This is a genomic window from Streptomyces sp. Y309 (assembly GCF_056712025.1).
In genome coordinates, this window is record NZ_CM160048.1 from 2,690,817 (window position 1) to 2,708,486 (window position 17,670).

At 71.8% G+C, this 17,670-nt stretch carries 14 protein-coding genes; 7 read left to right on the forward strand and 7 right to left on the reverse strand.

Features of this window, described 5'->3' with window-relative positions:
* Positions 1-76 precede the first annotated feature (76 nt).
* Positions 77-691, forward strand: a complete 615-nt coding sequence (locus tag AC0KTA_RS09970; protein WP_481054762.1) for a TetR/AcrR family transcriptional regulator — start codon at positions 77-79, stop codon at positions 689-691.
* Positions 692-737: 46 nt separating this feature from the next.
* Here the strand turns inward: AC0KTA_RS09970 and AC0KTA_RS09975 are convergent, their stop codons facing one another.
* The 3 genes from AC0KTA_RS09975 to AC0KTA_RS09985 all read right to left on the reverse strand — a co-directional run bounded on the left by AC0KTA_RS09975 (position 738) and on the right by AC0KTA_RS09985 (position 6,517).
* Complete coding sequence (locus tag AC0KTA_RS09975) at positions 738-1,913, reverse strand: polyamine ABC transporter substrate-binding protein (RefSeq protein ID WP_481054763.1); 1,176 nt, start codon at positions 1,911-1,913, stop codon at positions 738-740.
* Between the two features lie 195 nt (positions 1,914-2,108).
* A complete protein-coding gene (locus AC0KTA_RS09980) occupies positions 2,109-4,904 on the reverse strand; it encodes a hypothetical protein (RefSeq protein WP_481054764.1) in 2,796 nt (931 codons plus the stop codon).
* Between the two features lie 176 nt (positions 4,905-5,080).
* On the reverse strand, positions 5,081-6,517 hold the full coding sequence (locus tag AC0KTA_RS09985) for a gamma-aminobutyraldehyde dehydrogenase (protein WP_481054765.1): 1,437 nt from the start codon (positions 6,515-6,517) through the stop codon (positions 5,081-5,083).
* A gap of 156 nt (positions 6,518-6,673) precedes the next feature.
* Here AC0KTA_RS09985 and AC0KTA_RS09990 point away from each other — a divergent pair, with 156 nt between their 5' ends.
* From AC0KTA_RS09990 to AC0KTA_RS10015, 6 genes are all read left to right on the forward strand, one after another.
* On the forward strand, positions 6,674-7,183 hold the full coding sequence (locus tag AC0KTA_RS09990; RefSeq protein WP_481054766.1) for an Lrp/AsnC family transcriptional regulator: 510 nt from the start codon (positions 6,674-6,676) through the stop codon (positions 7,181-7,183).
* Positions 7,168-8,550 carry an aspartate aminotransferase family protein gene (locus AC0KTA_RS09995; RefSeq protein ID WP_481054767.1) on the forward strand — a complete coding sequence of 461 codons (1,383 nt, stop codon included), beginning with the start codon at positions 7,168-7,170 and terminating at the stop codon, positions 8,548-8,550. The genes AC0KTA_RS09990 and AC0KTA_RS09995 overlap by 16 nt, the downstream gene beginning before the upstream one ends.
* Positions 8,551-8,765: 215 nt before the next feature.
* Complete coding sequence (locus tag AC0KTA_RS10000) at positions 8,766-9,731, forward strand: ABC transporter ATP-binding protein (protein ID WP_481054768.1); 966 nt, start codon at positions 8,766-8,768, stop codon at positions 9,729-9,731.
* On the forward strand, positions 9,713-10,882 hold the full coding sequence (locus tag AC0KTA_RS10005; RefSeq protein WP_481054769.1) for a hypothetical protein: 1,170 nt from the start codon (positions 9,713-9,715) through the stop codon (positions 10,880-10,882). Before AC0KTA_RS10000 ends, AC0KTA_RS10005 begins: the two co-directional genes overlap by 19 nt.
* A gap of 181 nt (positions 10,883-11,063) precedes the next feature.
* The gene (locus tag AC0KTA_RS10010) at positions 11,064-11,468 is read left to right on the forward strand and encodes a VOC family protein (RefSeq protein WP_481054770.1); all 405 of its coding nucleotides are present in this window, start codon (positions 11,064-11,066) and stop codon (positions 11,466-11,468) included.
* A 37-nt stretch (positions 11,469-11,505) separates the two neighbouring features.
* The gene (locus tag AC0KTA_RS10015) at positions 11,506-12,651 is read left to right on the forward strand and encodes an LOG family protein (RefSeq protein ID WP_481054771.1); all 1,146 of its coding nucleotides are present in this window, start codon (positions 11,506-11,508) and stop codon (positions 12,649-12,651) included.
* A 191-nt stretch (positions 12,652-12,842) separates the two neighbouring features.
* On the opposite strand, the gene AC0KTA_RS10020 is transcribed toward AC0KTA_RS10015, so the two are convergent.
* The 4 genes from AC0KTA_RS10020 to AC0KTA_RS10035 form a co-directional block, all read right to left on the reverse strand.
* Positions 12,843-13,634: a maleylpyruvate isomerase family mycothiol-dependent enzyme gene (locus tag AC0KTA_RS10020; RefSeq protein WP_481054772.1), complete on the reverse strand. Its 792-nt coding sequence runs from the start codon at positions 13,632-13,634 to the stop codon at positions 12,843-12,845.
* A 68-nt stretch (positions 13,635-13,702) separates the two neighbouring features.
* Positions 13,703-14,767, reverse strand: coding sequence for an ABC transporter ATP-binding protein (locus AC0KTA_RS10025; RefSeq protein ID WP_481054773.1), 1,065 nt, complete (start codon positions 14,765-14,767; stop codon positions 13,703-13,705).
* Complete coding sequence (locus AC0KTA_RS10030) at positions 14,767-16,377, reverse strand: ABC transporter permease (protein ID WP_481054774.1); 1,611 nt, start codon at positions 16,375-16,377, stop codon at positions 14,767-14,769. Before AC0KTA_RS10030 ends, AC0KTA_RS10025 begins: the two co-directional genes overlap by 1 nt.
* A 104-nt stretch (positions 16,378-16,481) precedes the next feature.
* Positions 16,482-17,588, reverse strand: a complete 1,107-nt coding sequence (locus tag AC0KTA_RS10035) for a thiamine ABC transporter substrate-binding protein (RefSeq protein WP_481054775.1) — start codon at positions 17,586-17,588, stop codon at positions 16,482-16,484.
* Positions 17,589-17,670: the final 82 nt, after the last annotated feature.

A 17,670-nucleotide genomic window follows, 5' to 3' on the forward strand; every position in this document is an offset into this window, starting at 1 on the left:
CGCATCCTCACGTCAAGGCCTATATTTGTCGGTCACTACAGAAATTCGTCGGGCACGGGACGAGGAGGTGGGAGCCGTGGCCACACGCGGTCGGCCCCGGGCGTTCGACCGGGACACGGCGCTGCGCCGGGCCATGGAGGTGTTCTGGAAGCAGGGGTACGAGGCCACGTCGATGACGGACCTCACCTCAGCGATGGGCATCGCCTCGCCCAGCCTGTACGCCGCGTTCGGCTCCAAGGAGAAGCTGTTCCGGGAGGCCGTCGCGCTGTACGACGCCACGGAGGGCGCGCCCATGGCCCGCGCGCTGACCGAACTCCCCTCCGCGCGGGCCGCGGTGGAGGCCGTGCTGCGCTACAACGCAAGTGCGTACGCCGACCGGGGCAGCCCGAGCGGCTGCATGATCGTGCTGGCCGCGACCAACTGCTCCCCCGCGAACGCGCCCGCCCAGGAATACCTCGCGACCTGGCGGCAGGCGGGCGCCGACATGATGGCCCGCCGCCTGGAGCAGGGCGTCGAGGAGGGCGAACTCCCCGCCGGCACGGACACGGAGGCGATGGCCGCCTTCTACACCACCGTCATCCAGGGCATGTCGTTGCGGGCCCGCGACGGGGCGAGCCGCGCGGACCTGGACAAGACGGTGGACCGGGCGATGGCGGCGTGGGAGGTCGTGGCCGCGCCGCCTCCACAGTGACCGCCGTGCCGCAGCCCGGCCACGGAACTACAGCCCGGCCGCGGAGCTACAACCCCGCCAGGGAGTTCCACCGCTTCGCGAACTCCGTGCGCTCCTTGGAGGTGATGTCCCGCGCGATCACGAGCCGCTTGCGCATCGCGTCGTCCGGGAAGATCAGCGGGTCCTCGGCGAGCGCCGCCAGTTCCTTGTCCTTGTTGGAGGCGAGGATGTCGCGGGCGGCGGGCACGGGGCAGACGTAGTTGACCCAGGCGGCCAGCTCGGCGGCGACCTCGGGCTCATAGTAGTAGTCGATCAGGCGCTCGGCGTTGGCCTTGTGGCGGGCGAGGTTGGGGATCATCAGGGACTCGGCCCACAGCTCGGCGCCCTCCTCAGGGACGACGAACTCGATGTCCGGGTCGTCGGCCTGGAGCTGGATGACGTCGCCGCTGTAGGCCTGGCAGGCGAGTACGTCGCCGCTGGAGAGGTCCTTGATGTAGTCGTTGCCGGTGAAGCGGCGGATGTGGTGGCTGTCGACGAGCTTCTCGACCCGGTCGCACATCCGGTGGAAGTCGTCCGCCGTCCACTGGGTGATGTCGACGCCGTCGCCCTGCATCAGCAGCCCGAAGGCCTCGTCGAGGCCGGACAGCAGGGTGACGCGGCCCTTGAGGTCGTCCGCCCACAGGTCCGAAACGTGCTTGATCTCGCGGCCGAGCCGCTTCTTGTTGTACGCGATGCCGGTGATCCCCGACTGCCAGGGGACGGTGAACTTGCGGCCCCGGTCGAAGTGGGGCGAGCGCAGCAGCGGGTCGAGGTGCTCGGTGACGTTCGGCTGGCGGGCGCGGTCCATCTCCTGGACCCAACCGAGGCGGACGAAGCGGGCGCACATCCAGTCGCTGATGACGATGAGGTCGCGGCCGGTCTCCTGATGGTTCATCAGGGACGGGCTGATCTTGCCGAAGAACTCGTCGTTGTCGTTGATCTCCTCCGTGTAGCGCACGTCGATGCCGGTGCGCTTCTCGAAGGCGTCGAGCGTGGGCCGCTTCGTCTTGTTCTTGTCGTCGGTGTCTATGTAGAGCGGCCAGTTGGCGAAGGCCAGCTTCCGGTCGGTGCGCGAGCGGTCGGCGGCGGCGCGTTCGTCCGGTGCGATGTACGCGGCGGGCACCCCGCAGCCGCTGGCGAGCGCGGCCACCCCGGCGGCGGTGGCACCGCCGCCGAGGGCACGCAGCAGGGACCGGCGGGACATGGGGGCGGAGGCCGTGGGGTTCGCTCGCACTGCTCTCGGGGCTCTCGGGTTCGCTCGCACCTCGGCAGCATGCACGCGCGCGTGGGGGCCGGGCAATGGACGGTGCGTCGGGGCGGGGGCGGCGCGGGGCGACATGCTGTCGGGGCGGGGGCGACGCCGCCTCCGCAGTCCGCGCAGTCCGGCGCTTCCGCCGCCTCAGCGTTCCGGCGCCAGCGCCCCCGCCAGGTCCGACGCCGTCACGCGCGTCAGCGGCGCCTCGTCGAGCGGCCCGGGGAAGAGCCGGTACGCCGTGCCGGACGCGGCGTGCTCCACCCCGGCCAGATCGCCGTGCACGAGGGCCACGAAGGCACACCGGCCCGCCAACTCCGGCTCCGCACACAGCACATCGGGCTCCCAAGCGTCCCTGATACGGACAGCGAAGTCGGCGCGCGGCTCGTCGGGCTCGCGGCGGTAGCCCCACAGGACGTGGCCGCGCCCGCGCACCAGCACGTCGCCGTCGGTGCGCGCGGCCGCCGTCCAGCAGGCCAGGTCCCAGAGCGTGGCGCGGCCGCCGGGCTCGAAGGTGTCGACCAGGTCGTGGCCTGCGCGGCCGAGCACCGAGCGGTAGCGCCAGACGTCGTGGGTGCCCTCGCCGGTGGCGAGCGTGAGGTCCGCCCACCAGGCGCGGCGCGAGCGCAGGTCCACGATCATCGGTACGCGCAGCGCGGCGTCGCCCGCGAGGTCGAAGCGCTGCCGGACGGTGCGCGGGTCGAAGACGGCCCGGTCCTTACGCTCCCCCGGCACGGCCATGAACCCGGCGAAGGCGTCCGGGAGTTGATCGAAGGGCACGTCGTTGTACGACAGGACGGCGGGCACGACGAAGCGCACCCCCGCCTTGGCGAGCCGCGGCAGGTCCAGGTCGAGGTACTCGGTGGCGCCGTGCGGGGCGGGCGCCGAGGTCAGGTCCCCCGAGTGCAGGGCGGCACGGCCCGCGTACTCGAGCTGGGTGTAGTCGCACAGCCCGACGAACCGCCACGCGTCGTCGTACAGCGCGACGGACAGATCGAGGTCGACCCGCACGCCCTTCGGCTGCAGCCAGTGCAGGAAGAGCCGAACGTGCTCGGTCTCCCCGGGCATGGCCAGCGAGCTGCCACGCGGCACGGAGACGAGCGAGACGGCGGAGGCCCGCTCGGCAAACGGCACGGGCAGATCCCCGAGCCCGGCATCGAGCACGGCGACGTCGTACGGCACGCCACCCTCACCGGTGCGGCAAGGTTTTAGCCCGTCCGGCGTTTGAGGACGAGCCGCGGAGCGGCGATACGGGGGTCCAGGGGGCAGAGCCCCCTGGTTACGGGAAGGGGCGGGATTGGGGAAGCCCCCGGCAGGGCCCACCGCCAGCCGCCGCACCGCCTCCGCCTCGATGAGTTCCGCGGCCCTCGACGCCACGCGGGGCGGCAGCGGCGGCCGGTGGTCGTCGACGGCGTAGGCCTTGGTGACGCGGCCGCGGGGGAAGAAGACGCGGCGGCCGCCGGGGCGGGCGCGCACCTTCATGCGGCCGTAAGCGCCGAGCAGCGCCCCCACCCCCGCCCGGGGCAGAGCGTCGGCCAGCGCCTCGGCCACCGGCTCGGGCAGCGTGGTCTCGCCCGAGCGGGCCAGCAACACGTCGAGACGGCGCAGCAGTTCGCCGGGGCGGGCGCGCAGCAGCGCGGCGGCGGCCGTGGTGTCCCAGCGGGCAAGGGCGGCCTCGACACGGCTCTGCCAGCCGGTGTGCCGCAGACGGTCCCCGTCCAGGCGGATGTCCTCGTGGCGGGCGGCCTCCGTGAGGAGTACGTCCGTGAGCGCCGGGTCGTCGAGACGGGTGCCGCGCAGCACGGCGAACGCGAGCGCCACGCGCGCGTGCCGCTCGGCCCGCTCGAAGGGGTGCAGGATCTCACCGACGCGCTTCCAGGCACCCGGGTACCGGGCGAAGTCCTCGCACAGGTGCCGCAGGTCGAACGTGCCCAGCAGAGCGAGCAGTTCGCGCCGCACCGGGCGGGAAAGCCCGCACAGCTTCGGCAGTGCGAGCAGGTCGGGGTCGCCACCGGAACGTACGACAAGGAGCCGCAGCACATCGGTGGCCGTGTCCGCGTACCGGGCGACGAGCGGCCGCGCCGCCGGGTCGTCCAGGAAGGGCGCGAGGGCCAGGGCCTTGCTCTCGCGCAGGGGAATCTCGTCCGGAAGCCATTCAAAGCCGCCGCCCCCGGCGCCGGGCGCCGAGTCCACCCCCGCCCCGCGCGCATGGACCCGCCCGAGCAGCAGCACCAAGTCGTCGTGGTCCTGCGGGTTCAGCGGCGTACGGCGGGCCAGCAGCGCCGCGAGTTCCGTGGCCGCGTCGTCGGGCGCGCCCAGGCCCAGCGCGCGCAGCACGGCGCCGCCGTCACCGGGCGGGGCGGCGGGGCTCCAGGTCACGGGGTCGATCCACGGGTCGGTCGGCCCGTCGGTGTCGTAACGGCTGTCGCAGACCGGGCAGGCGTACCAGACGCAGCACAGCTCGCAGCACCCCTCGATGGTCGCCACGCAGCCCTCGCAGAGCAGGTGCGCGCACGGCGCGAGCGCCCGGACGCGGCGCCCGGGCAGGCCGCAGGCCATGCAGGGCTGGTGCGGCTGGGCGGCGAGGTGGTCGAGGACGACGGTGGTGTACCGGTCGCGGGCGTGCTGGTACGGCACCACGTCCGGGAAGCGCGCGAACAGCGGCGCGTGCGTGCGGTCGGAGCCCATCAGGGCGTCGACGTCCGCGAGCAGCCGCATGCCGGTGACGGCGAGCTCGACGGCGGGCAGGGCCGTGAGCGCGCGGCGCAGCGGGGTGGTCAACAGATGCCCGCGGTCGGCGAGTTCGGCTTCGAGGACGACGACCGCGGCCCGCACGTCCACCGCACCGGCGTCCCCGGGCTCCCCGGCGCCTTCGGCGGCCCCGGCGACGTACACACTCTGGCGGCGGCGCAGCAGCAGCGCCGCGAGGTCATCGGCGGTCATCGGTCGGTCGTCCCATCCCCCATGAAGCAGCGAAGCGGGGGCGGAGAGTGCGTGCGCTACGGATCTTTTTGCAGAAGAAGGAAGAAGGAAGCACACGACGGGAGCCGCCCCCGCGTACGCAACGGTACGCGGGGGCGGCAATCACAGCACCCGAATTAGGCGCCCCGCCGGAACTCTCAACCGAGCGACGTCATCACGTGCTTGATGCGCGTGTAGTCGTCGAAGCCGTACGACGAGAGGTCCTTGCCGTAGCCGGACTTCTTGAAGCCGCCGTGCGGCATCTCCGCGACCAGCGGGATGTGGGTGTTGATCCACACGCAGCCGAAGTCGAGGGCCTTGGACAGCCGCATCGCGCGGGCGTGGTCCTTGGTCCACACCGAGGAGGCGAGGGCGTACTCCACGCCGTTCGCGTACTCGATGGCCTGGGCCTCCTCCGTGAAGGACTGCACGGTGATGACCGGGCCGAAGACCTCCTTCTGAATGATCTCGTCGTCCTGCTTGAGCCCGGAGACGACGGTCGGCGCGTAGAAGTAGCCCTTCTCGCCGACCCGCTGGCCGCCCGCCTCGACCTTGGCGTGCGCGGGCAGCCGCTCGATGAAGCCGGAGACCTGCGCGAGCTGGTTGGCGTTGTTGAGCGGACCGAACAGCACGTCCTCGTCGTCCGGCAGGCCGGTCTTGGTGTCGGCGGCGGCCTTGGCGAGCGCCGTCACGAACTCGTCGTGGATGGCCTCGTGCACGAGCACGCGCGTCGCCGCCGTACAGTCCTGGCCCGCGTTGAAGAAGCCCGCGACCGAGATGTCCTCGACGGCCTTGGCGATGTCCGTGTCCTCGAAGACCACGACGGGCGCCTTGCCGCCGAGCTCCAGGTGCACCCGCTTGAGGTCCTTGGACGCGGACTCGGCGACCTGCATGCCGGCCCGCACGGAGCCGGTGATGGAGGCCATCGCGGGCGTCGGGTGCTCGACCATCGCGCGGCCCGTGTCACGGTCGCCGCAGATGACGTTGAAGACGCCCGCGGGCACGATGGAGCCGATGATCTCGGCCATCAGGACGGTCGACGCGGGCGTCGTGTCCGACGGCTTCAGGACGACGGTGTTGCCCGCGGCGAGGGCCGGGGCGAACTTCCATACGCCCATCATCATGGGGTAGTTCCACGGGGCGACCTGCGCGCAGACACCGATCGGCTCACGCCGGACGATGGAGGTCAGACCCTCCATGTACTCACCGGCGGCGCGGCCTTCGAGCATCCGGGCCGCGCCCGCGAAGAAGCGGATCTGGTCGACCATGGGCGGGATCTCCTCGGACCGCGTGAGCCCGATCGGCTTGCCCGTGTTCTCGACCTCGGCCGCGATGAGTTCCTCGGCACGCTCCTCGAACGCGTCGGCGATCTTGAGGAGGTACTTCTGCCGCTCGGCGGGCACCAGGTCGCGCCAGGCCGGGAACGCGTCGGCCGCGGCCTTCATGGCCGCGTCGACGTCGGCCTGGCCCGACAGCGGTGCCACGGCATACGCCTCGCCGGTCGCCGGATTGATCACCTCGGTGGTCCGTCCGTCGGCCGCGTCCCGGAATTCTCCGTTGATGTAGTTGCGCAGACGGCGCAGCTCGGTGGTCACTGCCAAGCCCTCCTGTCCAGTGGATGAGACACCCACCCTAGTCGCTATACCGACGCTTTCAACATACCCAGCCGCCCAGAACTGCGAAATCCGTGCACCAAGACATCTCGTACAACGAAATTCATCGCTGATGCCTTGCGGAACAGACGAGACGTCGTGCACAGTGAAGCCGTGGCAAGTCGTAGCGCAGACCCCAGCAGCTCCCGCGGCGGGACGAATCCCTCGATCGACGCCGTCTCCCTGGCGATCATCGAGCAGCTCCAGGAGGACGGCCGCCGTCCGTACGCGGCGATCGGCAAGGCCGTCGGCCTCTCCGAAGCGGCCGTGCGGCAGCGGGTGCAGAAGCTGCTCGACCAGGGCGTGATGCAGATCGTCGCGGTCACGGACCCGCTCACCGTGGGCTTCCGGCGCCAGGCGATGGTCGGCATCGACGTCGAGGGTGACGTGGACCCGGTCGCGGACGCCGTGGCCGCCATGCCGGAGGCGGAGTACGTGGTGATGACCGCGGGCTCGCACGACCTCCTGGTGGAGATCGTCTGCGAGGACGACGACCACCTGCTCGAAGTCATCAACAAACGGATCCGCGCGCTCCCCGGCGTGCGCTCCACCGAGAGCTTCGTCTACCTCAAGCTCAAGAAGCAGACCTACATGTGGGGAACCCGATAGCCGTGAGCACCAAGGACCTCAGCCGAACCGCGTACGACCACCTGTGGATGCACTTCACCCGCATGTCGGCGTACGAGAACGCGCCCGTTCCCACCATCGTGCGTGGCGAAGGGACCTACATCTACGACGACAAGGGCAAGAAGTACCTCGACGGTCTCGCGGGCCTGTTCGTGGTCCAGGCAGGACACGGCCGCCAGGAGCTCGCCGATGTCGCCGCCAAGCAGGCCGCCGACCTCGCCTTCTTCCCCATCTGGTCGTACGCCCACCCCAAGGCCGTCGAACTGGCGGAACGTCTCGCCCAGTACGCGCCGGGCGATCTGAACAAGGTCTTCTTCACCACCGGCGGCGGCGAGGCCGTCGAGACCGCCTGGAAGCTGGCGAAGCAGTACCACAAGCTCACCGGCAACCACACGAAGTACAAGGTCATCTCGCGCGCGGTCGCCTACCACGGCACCCCCCAGGGCGCCCTGTCCATCACCGGACTCCCCGCCCTGAAGGCCCCGTTCGAGCCGCTCGTGCCGGGCGCCCACAAGGTCCCGAACACCAACATCTACCGCGCCCCGATCCACGGCGACGACCCCGAGGCCTTCGGCCGCTGGGCCGCCGACCAGATCGAACAGGAGATCCTCTTCGAGGGCCCCGAGACGGTCGCCGCCGTCTTCCTGGAGCCCGTGCAGAACGCGGGCGGCTGCTTCCCGCCCCCGCCCGGGTACTTCCAGCGGGTCCGCGAGATCTGCGACAAGTACGACGTGCTGCTCGTCTCCGACGAGGTCATCTGCGCCTTCGGCCGCCTCGGCACGATGTTCGCCTGCGACAAGTTCGGCTACGTCCCCGACATCATCACCTGCGCCAAGGGCATGACCTCGGGCTACTCCCCGATCGGCGCCGCGATCATCTCGGACCGCATCGCCGAGCCGTTCTACAAGGGCGACAACACCTTCCTGCACGGCTACACCTTCGGCGGCCACCCGGTCTCGGCCGCCGTCGGCCTCGCCAACCTCGACATCTTCGAGCGCGAGGGCCTCAACCAGCACGTGCTCGACAACGAGTCCGCGTTCCTGACCACCCTGCAGAAGCTGCACGACCTGCCGATAGTCGGCGACGTCCGCGGCAACGGCTTCTTCTACGGCATCGAGCTCGTCAAGGACAAGGCCACCAAGGAGTCCTTCACGGACGAGGAGTCGGAGCGCGTGCTCTACGGCTTCGTCTCCAAGAAGCTCTTCGAGTACGGCCTGTACTGCCGCGCCGACGACCGCGGCGACCCGGTCATCCAGCTCTCGCCGCCGCTGGTCTCGGACCAGTCGACGTTCGACGAGATCGAGGGCATCGTGCGGCAGGTCCTGACGGAGGCCTGGACCAAGATCTGATCCGCGCCCCGGCCCGTACGCGATCGCCGTACACGGCCAGGTGTGTCACCGCCGTACCCGGCCCGGGTGCGCCCATCCGAGTGAGATGGGCGGACCCGGGCCGCGTCCTTGTCCGGCGCCCGGCGCCGAATCCCTAGCGTGCCCAGTGACCGATCGGCCCAGCCTTCGTTCCCCCGTACGGGGGAGGCAATCTGATCTGAACCGAGGTGTACGCCATGGTGGCCCCGCCGGACAACGACGTGCTGTGGGCGCGAGCCCTGCACGTCACACTCAACGGCTCCCCCGCACTCACCGGTGTCTCGCTCGGTGTCCGCGAGCGCGAGATCCTCGCCGTCGGCGGCCCGCGCGGCAGCGGCAAGACCACGCTGCTGCGCTGTCTTTCGGGCCAGCTGCTGCCCCACCAGGGCGAGGTGTGGTTCAACTCCACGCCCGTGCACACCATGGGCCCGCTGGTGCGCGAGCGCCTGCGCCGCGACCGCTTCGGCTGGATCGACCCCCGGCCCCGGCTTGTACCGGAGCTGAACGCCTGGGAGAACGCCGCGCTCGGCCTGATGCTGCGCGGCGGCGCCCGCCGCCTCGCCCGCGTCGCCGCCCACGAGTGGCTGGAGCGCCTCGACATCGGCGACTGCGCCCGCAAGCGGCCGGGCGCCCTCACCCAGGCCGAGCGCCAGCGCGTCGCCATCGCCCGCGCCCTGGCCTGCACGCCGACCGTCCTCTTCGCCGACGAGCCCACCGCGCCGCTGCACCGCGCCGACCGCGCACACGTCCTTCGTACGCTGACGACGGCGGCCCGCTCGCACGACATCACCGTCGTCCTCGCCACCCACGACGCGGAGGTCGCCTCGCTCGCCGACCGCGCGGTGACGCTGCTGGACGGGCGGCGCGTGCACACGGTGCACCTGCCGGGCGACGACCTGATCCGCCCGGGGGCGGCAGAGGGCTCGAGCGGTGCTGCGGGGCACGGCGGTTCAGGGGGGTCTGGAGGAGCTGGAGGGACGGGAGGGGCCAGAGAGTCCAGAGGGCACAGAGAGCCCGGGGGGTCGGACGGGTCCAGAGGCTCTGACAGCACTGGCGCCACCACCGGCTCCGAGGGCACCACTGGCACCGGTACCACCACCGGCTCCGGCGGCCCCGGCGGCTCCGACGCGGAAGGCCGGGCCGCGTGCTCGCTCTCCGTCTAGCCCGCGGCTCCCGCCCCCTGGTCCAGCTGCGCAGGCTCCTTGTCGCCGCCGCGTCGGCCGGCACCGGCTTCCTGCTCCTGTGCACCCTGGCGTACGCGATGAGCCACCCGGCCTCCACCGGTTCCGTGCTCCGGCTCGCCTGGTGCGCCGCCCCCATCGCCGCCACCGTCTACTTCGCGGTCGCCGTGGCCCGCACCGACCCCGGCACCAAGCCGCGCCCCGGACTCGCGGCCATCGGGCTCGGCCCCGGACAGCTCATGGTCATCGCCGCCATGACCACGGCCGTGGCCTGCACGCTCGGCTCCATGGTGGCGCTGCTGCTCTTCCTGCACCTGCGCGGCGACCTGTCGGGCCTGCCGTTCGACGGCGCGGCGGCCGAACTGCTCGCCGCGGACCGGCCGTTGCCGCTCGCCGCCGCGCTGACACTGCTCGCGCTCGTGCCGCTCGCCGCGTCCGTCGCCGTCGCCGTCGTACTGCGCCCGCGCCCCGCCAAGCCCGGTGCCGCGCCCGACCCCGACGACCCCACGCCCCCGGCCGCCGCGCCGGGCGGCCTGCCCTGGGGCGTCGCACTGCTCGCGGCCGGGCTCGCCGCCGAGACGTACGCGAGCGGGGTCGACAACGGCTCGGGCCCGCGCATGCCCGGCGGGCTCGCCGGCAGCCCCGTCGGCGCCCTGGCCGGCTGGGGGCTCACCGCCCTCGGCCTCGCCCTCGCCGGGCCCGCGCTCACCCATCTGTGCGGACGGCTGCTGCAGGCGGTGCGGCCGGGAGCGCTGCGGCTGCTCGCGGGGCGCGTGCTCCAGCAGGAGGCGCGGCGGATCGGGCGGCCCCTCGGTGTGGTGTGCGCGGTGGCGTCGGGCGCGTACACGGCGAGCACGCTGTATGCCGACGCCGGCAGCCGCGGCTCGGACATCGGCCCGCTGACCACGCTCGGCGCTCTGCTCGTCGCGGGCTGCGCCCTGCTGACCCTGGCCACGGCCGCCGTCGAGGCCAAGCACGCGCGCGCCGACACCACGGCGGCGCTGCTGCGGCTCGGCGCGCCCGCGGCGCTGCTGCGGAGCTGCGTGGCGCTGCGCGCGGGGGCGCTGTTCGCGGTGTTCGGGCCCGTCACGTGGGTGGTGGCGGAGCTCGCCGCGATGCCGCTGACGCGCTGACGGCACACCGACAGCACGCCGACGAAGGCTCGTACGGAAACCCGCGCCAAAGCCCGTACGGAAACTCGTACGGAAAAAACTTCGCCGCGGCCGATGAGTTCCGGTCCGAGGGGCCGTCTAATCCTGCGTAAGACGCACACAGACGTTTACGCACGACACACGCACCCCACGGGAGACACACATGTACCAGCAGATGATCTTCGTGAACCTGGCCGTGAACGACGTCGAGGCCTCGCGGAAGTTCTTCACCGAGCTCGGTTACTCGATCAACAAGCAGTTCTCCACGGAGGACTGTGCCTGCGTCACGATCAGCGACACGATCGTCGCGATGATGCTCAGCAAGTCGCACTACCAGCAGTTCACCACCAAGGAGATCGCGGACGCCACCAAGACAAGCGAGGCACTGATCGGCCTCAGCGCCGAGAGCCGCACCGCGGTGGACGAGCTGGTCGACAAGGCGGTCGCGGCGGGCGGCACCGTCGGCAAGGTCCAGGACTACGGCTTCATGTACGGCCGCGCCTTCGACGACCTGGACGGCCACACCTGGGAGATCATCTGGATGGACCCGGCCCAGGTCGAGGGCTGAGCGTCAGGCACGTCCCAGGGGTGCATAGCATGGGCGGATGCTGCCCTCCGAAGCATCCGCCCAGCAGCCCGGCGACCGCGGGACCAAGGACCGCGAGATCGAGTCGCTCGCCGAGTTCGACGAGGTGATGGCGGTACGCGGCTCGCTCGCCGGATACCGCGTCCAGGCCGTCGACCTGACGGGCCGTACGGCCGCGCTGCTCACCGCGGACACCACGGACGCCGTGTTCCTCGGCTGCCCGATGGCGGAGGACGCCGCCGCCCGCGTCCGGGCCTCCGGCGCCCTGGTCTTCCCGCCCGTCCCGGGCCTGCCGTTCGACCCCTACCGCGCGCTCCTCTACACGCCCGGCGACCTGTTCGCGGGGCTGGAGGACGGCGGGTACGAGGCGACACCGGACGCCCGCGCCTACGCGTGGTTCCAGCAGACCAAGGCCGACGGCGACGTCTTCGCGTCGATGCTGCGCGCGGTGCACGACGACTCCATCTCCGACGCGCTCGACGAACTCCTGGCCGGGGCGCGGGTGGTGGGCGTCATGGGCGGTCACGCGATGGCGCGGGGCACGGAGGAGTACGCGGGTGCGGCGCGGCTCGGGCGGCAGCTCGCGCGCGCAGGGTTCACGGTGGCGACCGGGGGCGGTCCCGGGGCCATGGAGGCGGCGAACCTGGGGGCGTACGCCGCCGCGTACGACGACGAGATGCTCGACGAGGCGCTGGTCGTCCTCGCCAAGGCGCCCTCGTTCACGCCGTCGGTGACCGAGTGGGCGCGGGCCGCGTTCGCGGTGCGCGAGCGGTGGCCGTCCGGCGGTCCGTCCGTCGGCATCCCCACGTGGTTCTACGGCCACGAACCGCCGAACGCGTTCGCCGCGCACCTGGCCAAATACTTCGCCAACGCCACCCGCGAGGACGGGCTGCTCGCCCGGTCCAACGCGGGCGTCGTGTTCCTGCCGGGTGCCGCGGGCACCGTCCAGGAGATCTTCGACAACGCGACCCCCAACTACTACGAGTCCCGCGGCACCCCCACCCCCATGGTCCTGGTGAACACCCACCACTGGACCGACCACCTCCCTGCCTGGCCCCTCCTCCAGTCCCTGGCGACCAACCGCCCGATGGGGGCACGCATCGCGCTGGTGGGAGACGTAAGCGAGGCAGCAACGGCTTTGGCGGAGCTGGGCAGTCCGGCGTAGCCCCACGCACGGCGGGCAGCCCACCCACCCTCCGCCCACCCCCGCTGCGGGCAGCCCGGTTCGTGCCGCCACCTGCTGTGGGCTGCTGGACCGCATGAGCTGTCTGCTTCGCGCTGTGGGCAGCTGGGCCGCCAGGGGCGGCTCCCGACCCTCAAGGCAGCCCAGTCCGACGTCGCCTTTACGGCCGACAGTCACCCAAACGACGCCCGCTCCAGCCAGAACTCCAACAGCTCCCGATCCCCGAGCACCTCAACCCGCCCGGAGTCCAACCCCCGCCGCCGATAAAACGCCAGCAGAACCTCCGTAAGCGGCCCGCGAAGGGCGACGTCGGCCTTCTCGTGCCCCCGCCGCCACACGACCCCCTCCTCGGCCAACTCCACCACCCACTCCGCATCCACCGCGGCCCCCGCATCCACGGAGTGGAGATGAATGCTCCGCCCACCCCCACGCAACTCGCCCGCGTTGTCCGCCAAGTTGTTCCGCTGCACGTACTGCACGATCTCCAGCCACTCGTCGATCGCGTCAGCGGCAACCTCGGGCGCCACCTCGTACGGAACCCCCGCGGCGATCGCCGCGTCGGCCCGATGCACGGCCACCTCGTGCGTCATCCGCCGAGCCCAGAACTCGGCGGTGTGCTCCGCGGCCCACGTCCACACGGCCGTCTCGCCGGAGGCACCCCGCAGGGCCGCGTCCATCAGCTCCGCCGTCTCGGCGAGCCACGCGTCGAGCCCGGCGGGATCGTCGTCGCCGGGCCCCTCGATGCCCGGGACATCCGACTCGGGGATGTTCGCCTCCGCCCGCGTCCGCACATGCGCCTCGACCCACCGCACGGCACCGCCGGTGTGCCGGGCGAGCTGCCCGAGGGTCCATTCGGGACAGGTCGGCACGGTGACCGTCAGGTCGGCCCCTGTCAGGGTCTCCCTGAACAGCCCGAGCTGCCGGGCGACTTCTTCGCGGTACCGGTCGTATCCAAGTCTCGTCATGGCCGAACCATAGGTCGACACCCCCTGCCACGGCAGCCGGGATTCCGCCGCCACCGCCCGGAGGCCCCTCAGCCGAGCACCACCACGTCACCCGAGTCGAACGCGACCCCCACCGTCTCCCCCACAGCGGGCGCGTCCCGCAGCGCGCACGCCGCCTCGAGCTTCGGCCCGCCCTGCGGCTCCAGGCGCACGGCGACATGCGTGCCCCGGAACGTACGCGCCGTCACCACGCACGCGAGCCCCTCCCACGACCCCACGAGCCGCACCCCGGCGGGCCGCACGAGCAGCCGGCAGGCCCCCTGCCGGGTCCCGTCCGGCACCGGGATCTTGCCCCACACCGTGTCCGCGGCCTCGCCGGTGACGGTCGCGTCGACCACGTTGTCGAAGCCGAGGAAGCGCGCGACGAACTCGTCGGCCGGGTTCCGCCACACCTCAAGGGGCGTACCGGACTGGGCGATCCGCCCGTCCCGCATCACCACGACCCGGTCCGCGAGCGCGAACGCCTCGCCCTGGTCGTGCGTGACCGCGAGCACCGTCGTACCCAACTCGTCGAAGAGTTCCCGCAGTTCGACGACGAGGCGTTCCCGCAGTGAGCGATCGAGCTGGCCCAGGGGCTCGTCGAGCATCAGCAGCCGCGGCCGCGGCGCGAGCGCCCGGGCGAGCGCGACCCGCTGCTGCTCCCCGCCCGACAGCGAGGACACGGCCCGCTTCTGCGCGCCCGGCAGCCCCACCAGGTCGAGCAACTCGGCGACCCGCAGGGACTGTTCGGCGCGCGCGGCGCCGTGCATCCGCAGCCCGAAGGCGACGTTGCCCGCCACGTCCCGCTGCGGGAAGAGCTGATGGTCCTGGAACATCAGGCCGACGCCCCGCTTGTGCGCGGGCACCCCGACCTGGTCGCGCCCGCCGAGCACGATCCGCCCGCCGTCGAGCCCCTGCAGCCCGGCGACGGCCCGCAGCAGCGTCGACTTGCCGCTGCCGCTCGGCCCGAGCACGCACACGATCTCGTGCTCGGTGACATCGAGGCCCACAGAGTCGAGGGCGGCGCGGGCCCCGAACCGTACCGTCACGTCCTCAAGACGCAGCAGCGCCCCGGCCTGCCCGGCGCCCGGCGCGGCGTCCTGCGCGGCAGTCATCAGAACTCTCCCGTCGTACGTTCCGTACGCAACCGCTCCAGGAGCAACAGCGACACCGCGCACACCACCATCAGAATCGTCGAAAGGGCCATTGCCTGCCCGTAGTTGAGGTCCCCGGCGCGGCCGAGCAGCCGCGCCACCGCGACCGGCAGGGTGGGGTTGTCCGGCCGGGCGATGAACACCGTCGCGCCGAACTCGCCGAGCGACACCGCGAAGGCGAAGCCCGCCGCGATCAGCAGCGCCCGCCGGACCAGCGGGAAGTCGACCTCGCGCCAGGCCCGCAGCGGCGAGGCGCCGAGCACCGCCGCCGCCTCGCGCAGCCGTCCGTCGACCGCGCGCAGGACGGGCAGCATCGTGCGGACGACGAAGGGGACGCCCACCAGCGCCTGGGCCAGCGGCACCAGGATCCAGGACGCCCGCAGGTCGAGCGGCGGCTCGTCCAGGGCGATCAGGAAGCCGAAGCCGACGGTCACCGCGGACACGCCGAGCGGCAGCATGAGGAGCGCGTCGAACCCGCGCACGAGCCGTCCCGCGCGCCGGGTCAGCGCGGCCGCCGCGAGCCCGCCGATCACCACGGCGATGGCGGTGGCCACGACCGCGTACTGGAGCGAGTTCCCGATCGCGTCGACGGCCGGGACGAGGAACGCCCCGCCGTCGGTCGAGCGCAGCGTCTCGTAGTAGCGGAATCCGTAGCCGCCGGGCCCGTCGAACGAGCGCTGCACCAGCACGCCGAGCGGCAGCAGGATCAGCAGCGCGACGGTCAGGAGCACGAAGCCGAGCAGGCTCCACTGCCCGGCCCCGCGCGGCCGCCGCACCGTCGCCGACGCGTCCACCAGCTTCAGCGCGCTCTCGCGCCGGCGCACCGTCCAGGCGTGCACGGCGAGCACCCCGCCGACCGCCGCGAACTGCACGAGCGTGAGGACGGCGGCCGTCGGCAGGTCCAGGAGCTGGGCGGTCTGCCGGTAGATCTCGACTTCGAGCGTCGAGTACGCCGGGCCGCCGAGGATCTGTACGACGCCGAACGACGTGAACGTGAACAGGAAGACCATCAGCGCGGCCGCCGCGACGGCAGGTGCGAGCGCGGGCAGCGTGACCGTCCGCCAGGCGGTGAGCCGGGAGGCGCCGAGCATCCGCGCGGCCTCCTCCTGGCGCGGGTCGAGCCCTGACCAGAGCCCGCCGACGGTGCGCACGACGACGGCGTAGTTGAAGAAGACGTGCGCGAGCAGGATCGCCCACACCGTCGTGTCCAGGCGTACGCCCCACAGCTCGTCGAAGAGCCCGCCGCGCCCGATGAGGGCGAGGAAGGCCGTGCCGACGACGACGGTCGGCAGCACGAACGGCACGGTGACGACCGCCCGCAGCACCTGCTTGCCCCTGAAATCGAAGCGCGCGAAGACATACGCGCCGGGCAGCCCGATCAGCAGCGTGAGCGCCGTCGAGGCGAGCGCCTGCCAGGTGGTGAACCACAGGACCTGCTGGACGTCCGACTGGCCGACCACCTCGCCGATCCGGCCGAACTGCCAGCTCCCGTCCGCCTTCAGGCCGCGCCCGACGATCGCGGCGACCGGGTAGGCGAAGAAGACGGCGAAGAACGCGACGGGCAGGACCATGAGTCCGAGCCGCGCCGCGCTCCCGCGCCGGTCCCGCCGGGCACGGCCCCCGCGGTCACTACGTCCCGTACGTCCCTCAGGGGCCTTCCCGGAGCGGGGCTCGGCTACTTCAGAACGAGCGAGGTCCATGACTTGACCCACTGCTCACGGTTGTCGGCGATCTTCTTCGGGGCCATCGTCTGCGGCTTGTCGACCGTCACGCCGAACTTCCGGAACAGCTCGGGCGTCTGCGCTCCCTCGCGCACCGGGTTCACGAACATCTTCAGCGGCATGTCGTCCTGGAACTTCTTACTGATCATGAAGTCGAGGAGCGCCTTGCCGCCCTTCTCGTTCTTCGCGCCCTTCAGCAGGCCGGCGTACTCGATCTGCCGGAAGCAGGTGCCGGTGGCGACGCCCGTCGGGGCCTGCTTGGGCTGCGGCTCGGCGTAGAGCACCTCGACCGGCGGCGACGAGGCGTACGACACGACGAGCGGCCGGTCGCCCTTGGCCTTCTTGCCGCCGGCCGAGCCGGAGAACTCCTCGTTGTAGGCCTGCTCCCAGCCGTCGACGACCTTGACGCCGTTGGCCTTCAGCTTCTTCCAGTAGCCCTGCCAGCCGTCGTCGCCGTACTTCGCGGCCGTGCCGAGCACGAAGCCGAGGCCCGGAGAGGAGGTCGAGGCGTTCTCGGTGACGAGGAGGTTCTTGTACCGGGGCTTGATCAGGTCGTCGAAGGACTGCGGCGGCGCCAGCTTCTTGTCGGCGAAGTACTTCTTGTCGTAGTTCACGCAGATGTCGCCGGAGTCGATGGGCGTGACGCCCTTCTCGCCCCCGGCGGGCCGGTACTGCGGCAGGACCTGGTCCAGGCCCTTGGCCTCGTACGACTCGAAGACGCCGTTGTCGACCGCCCGGGAGAGCAGGGTGTTGTCGACGCCGAAGAACACGTCGCCCTGCGGGTTGCCCTTGGACAGGATCGCCTTGTTCACGGCCTGCCCGGCGTCGCCGTCCTCAAGAACACGGACCTTGTAGCCGAAGGTCTCCTCGAAGGCCTTCAACACGCCCTTGGAGACGTTGAAGGAGTCGTGCGTCACGAGGGTCACGGACTTGGCGTCCGACGCCTTCGACCCGTTGTCGGAGCCGCACGCGGTGACCACGACGAGCCCGAGGCCCACGGCGGCCGCCGTGACGGACGCCCTCTTCACCGACGCCCTCTTGATGGTGCTCACGAAAAACATCCTCCTGGAGTGACCAGGAAGAGACGCGGCCCTGCCCGGGACCGTCGGATCGGTGTCCCGGGCAGGGCGCAACAGCTTGAGT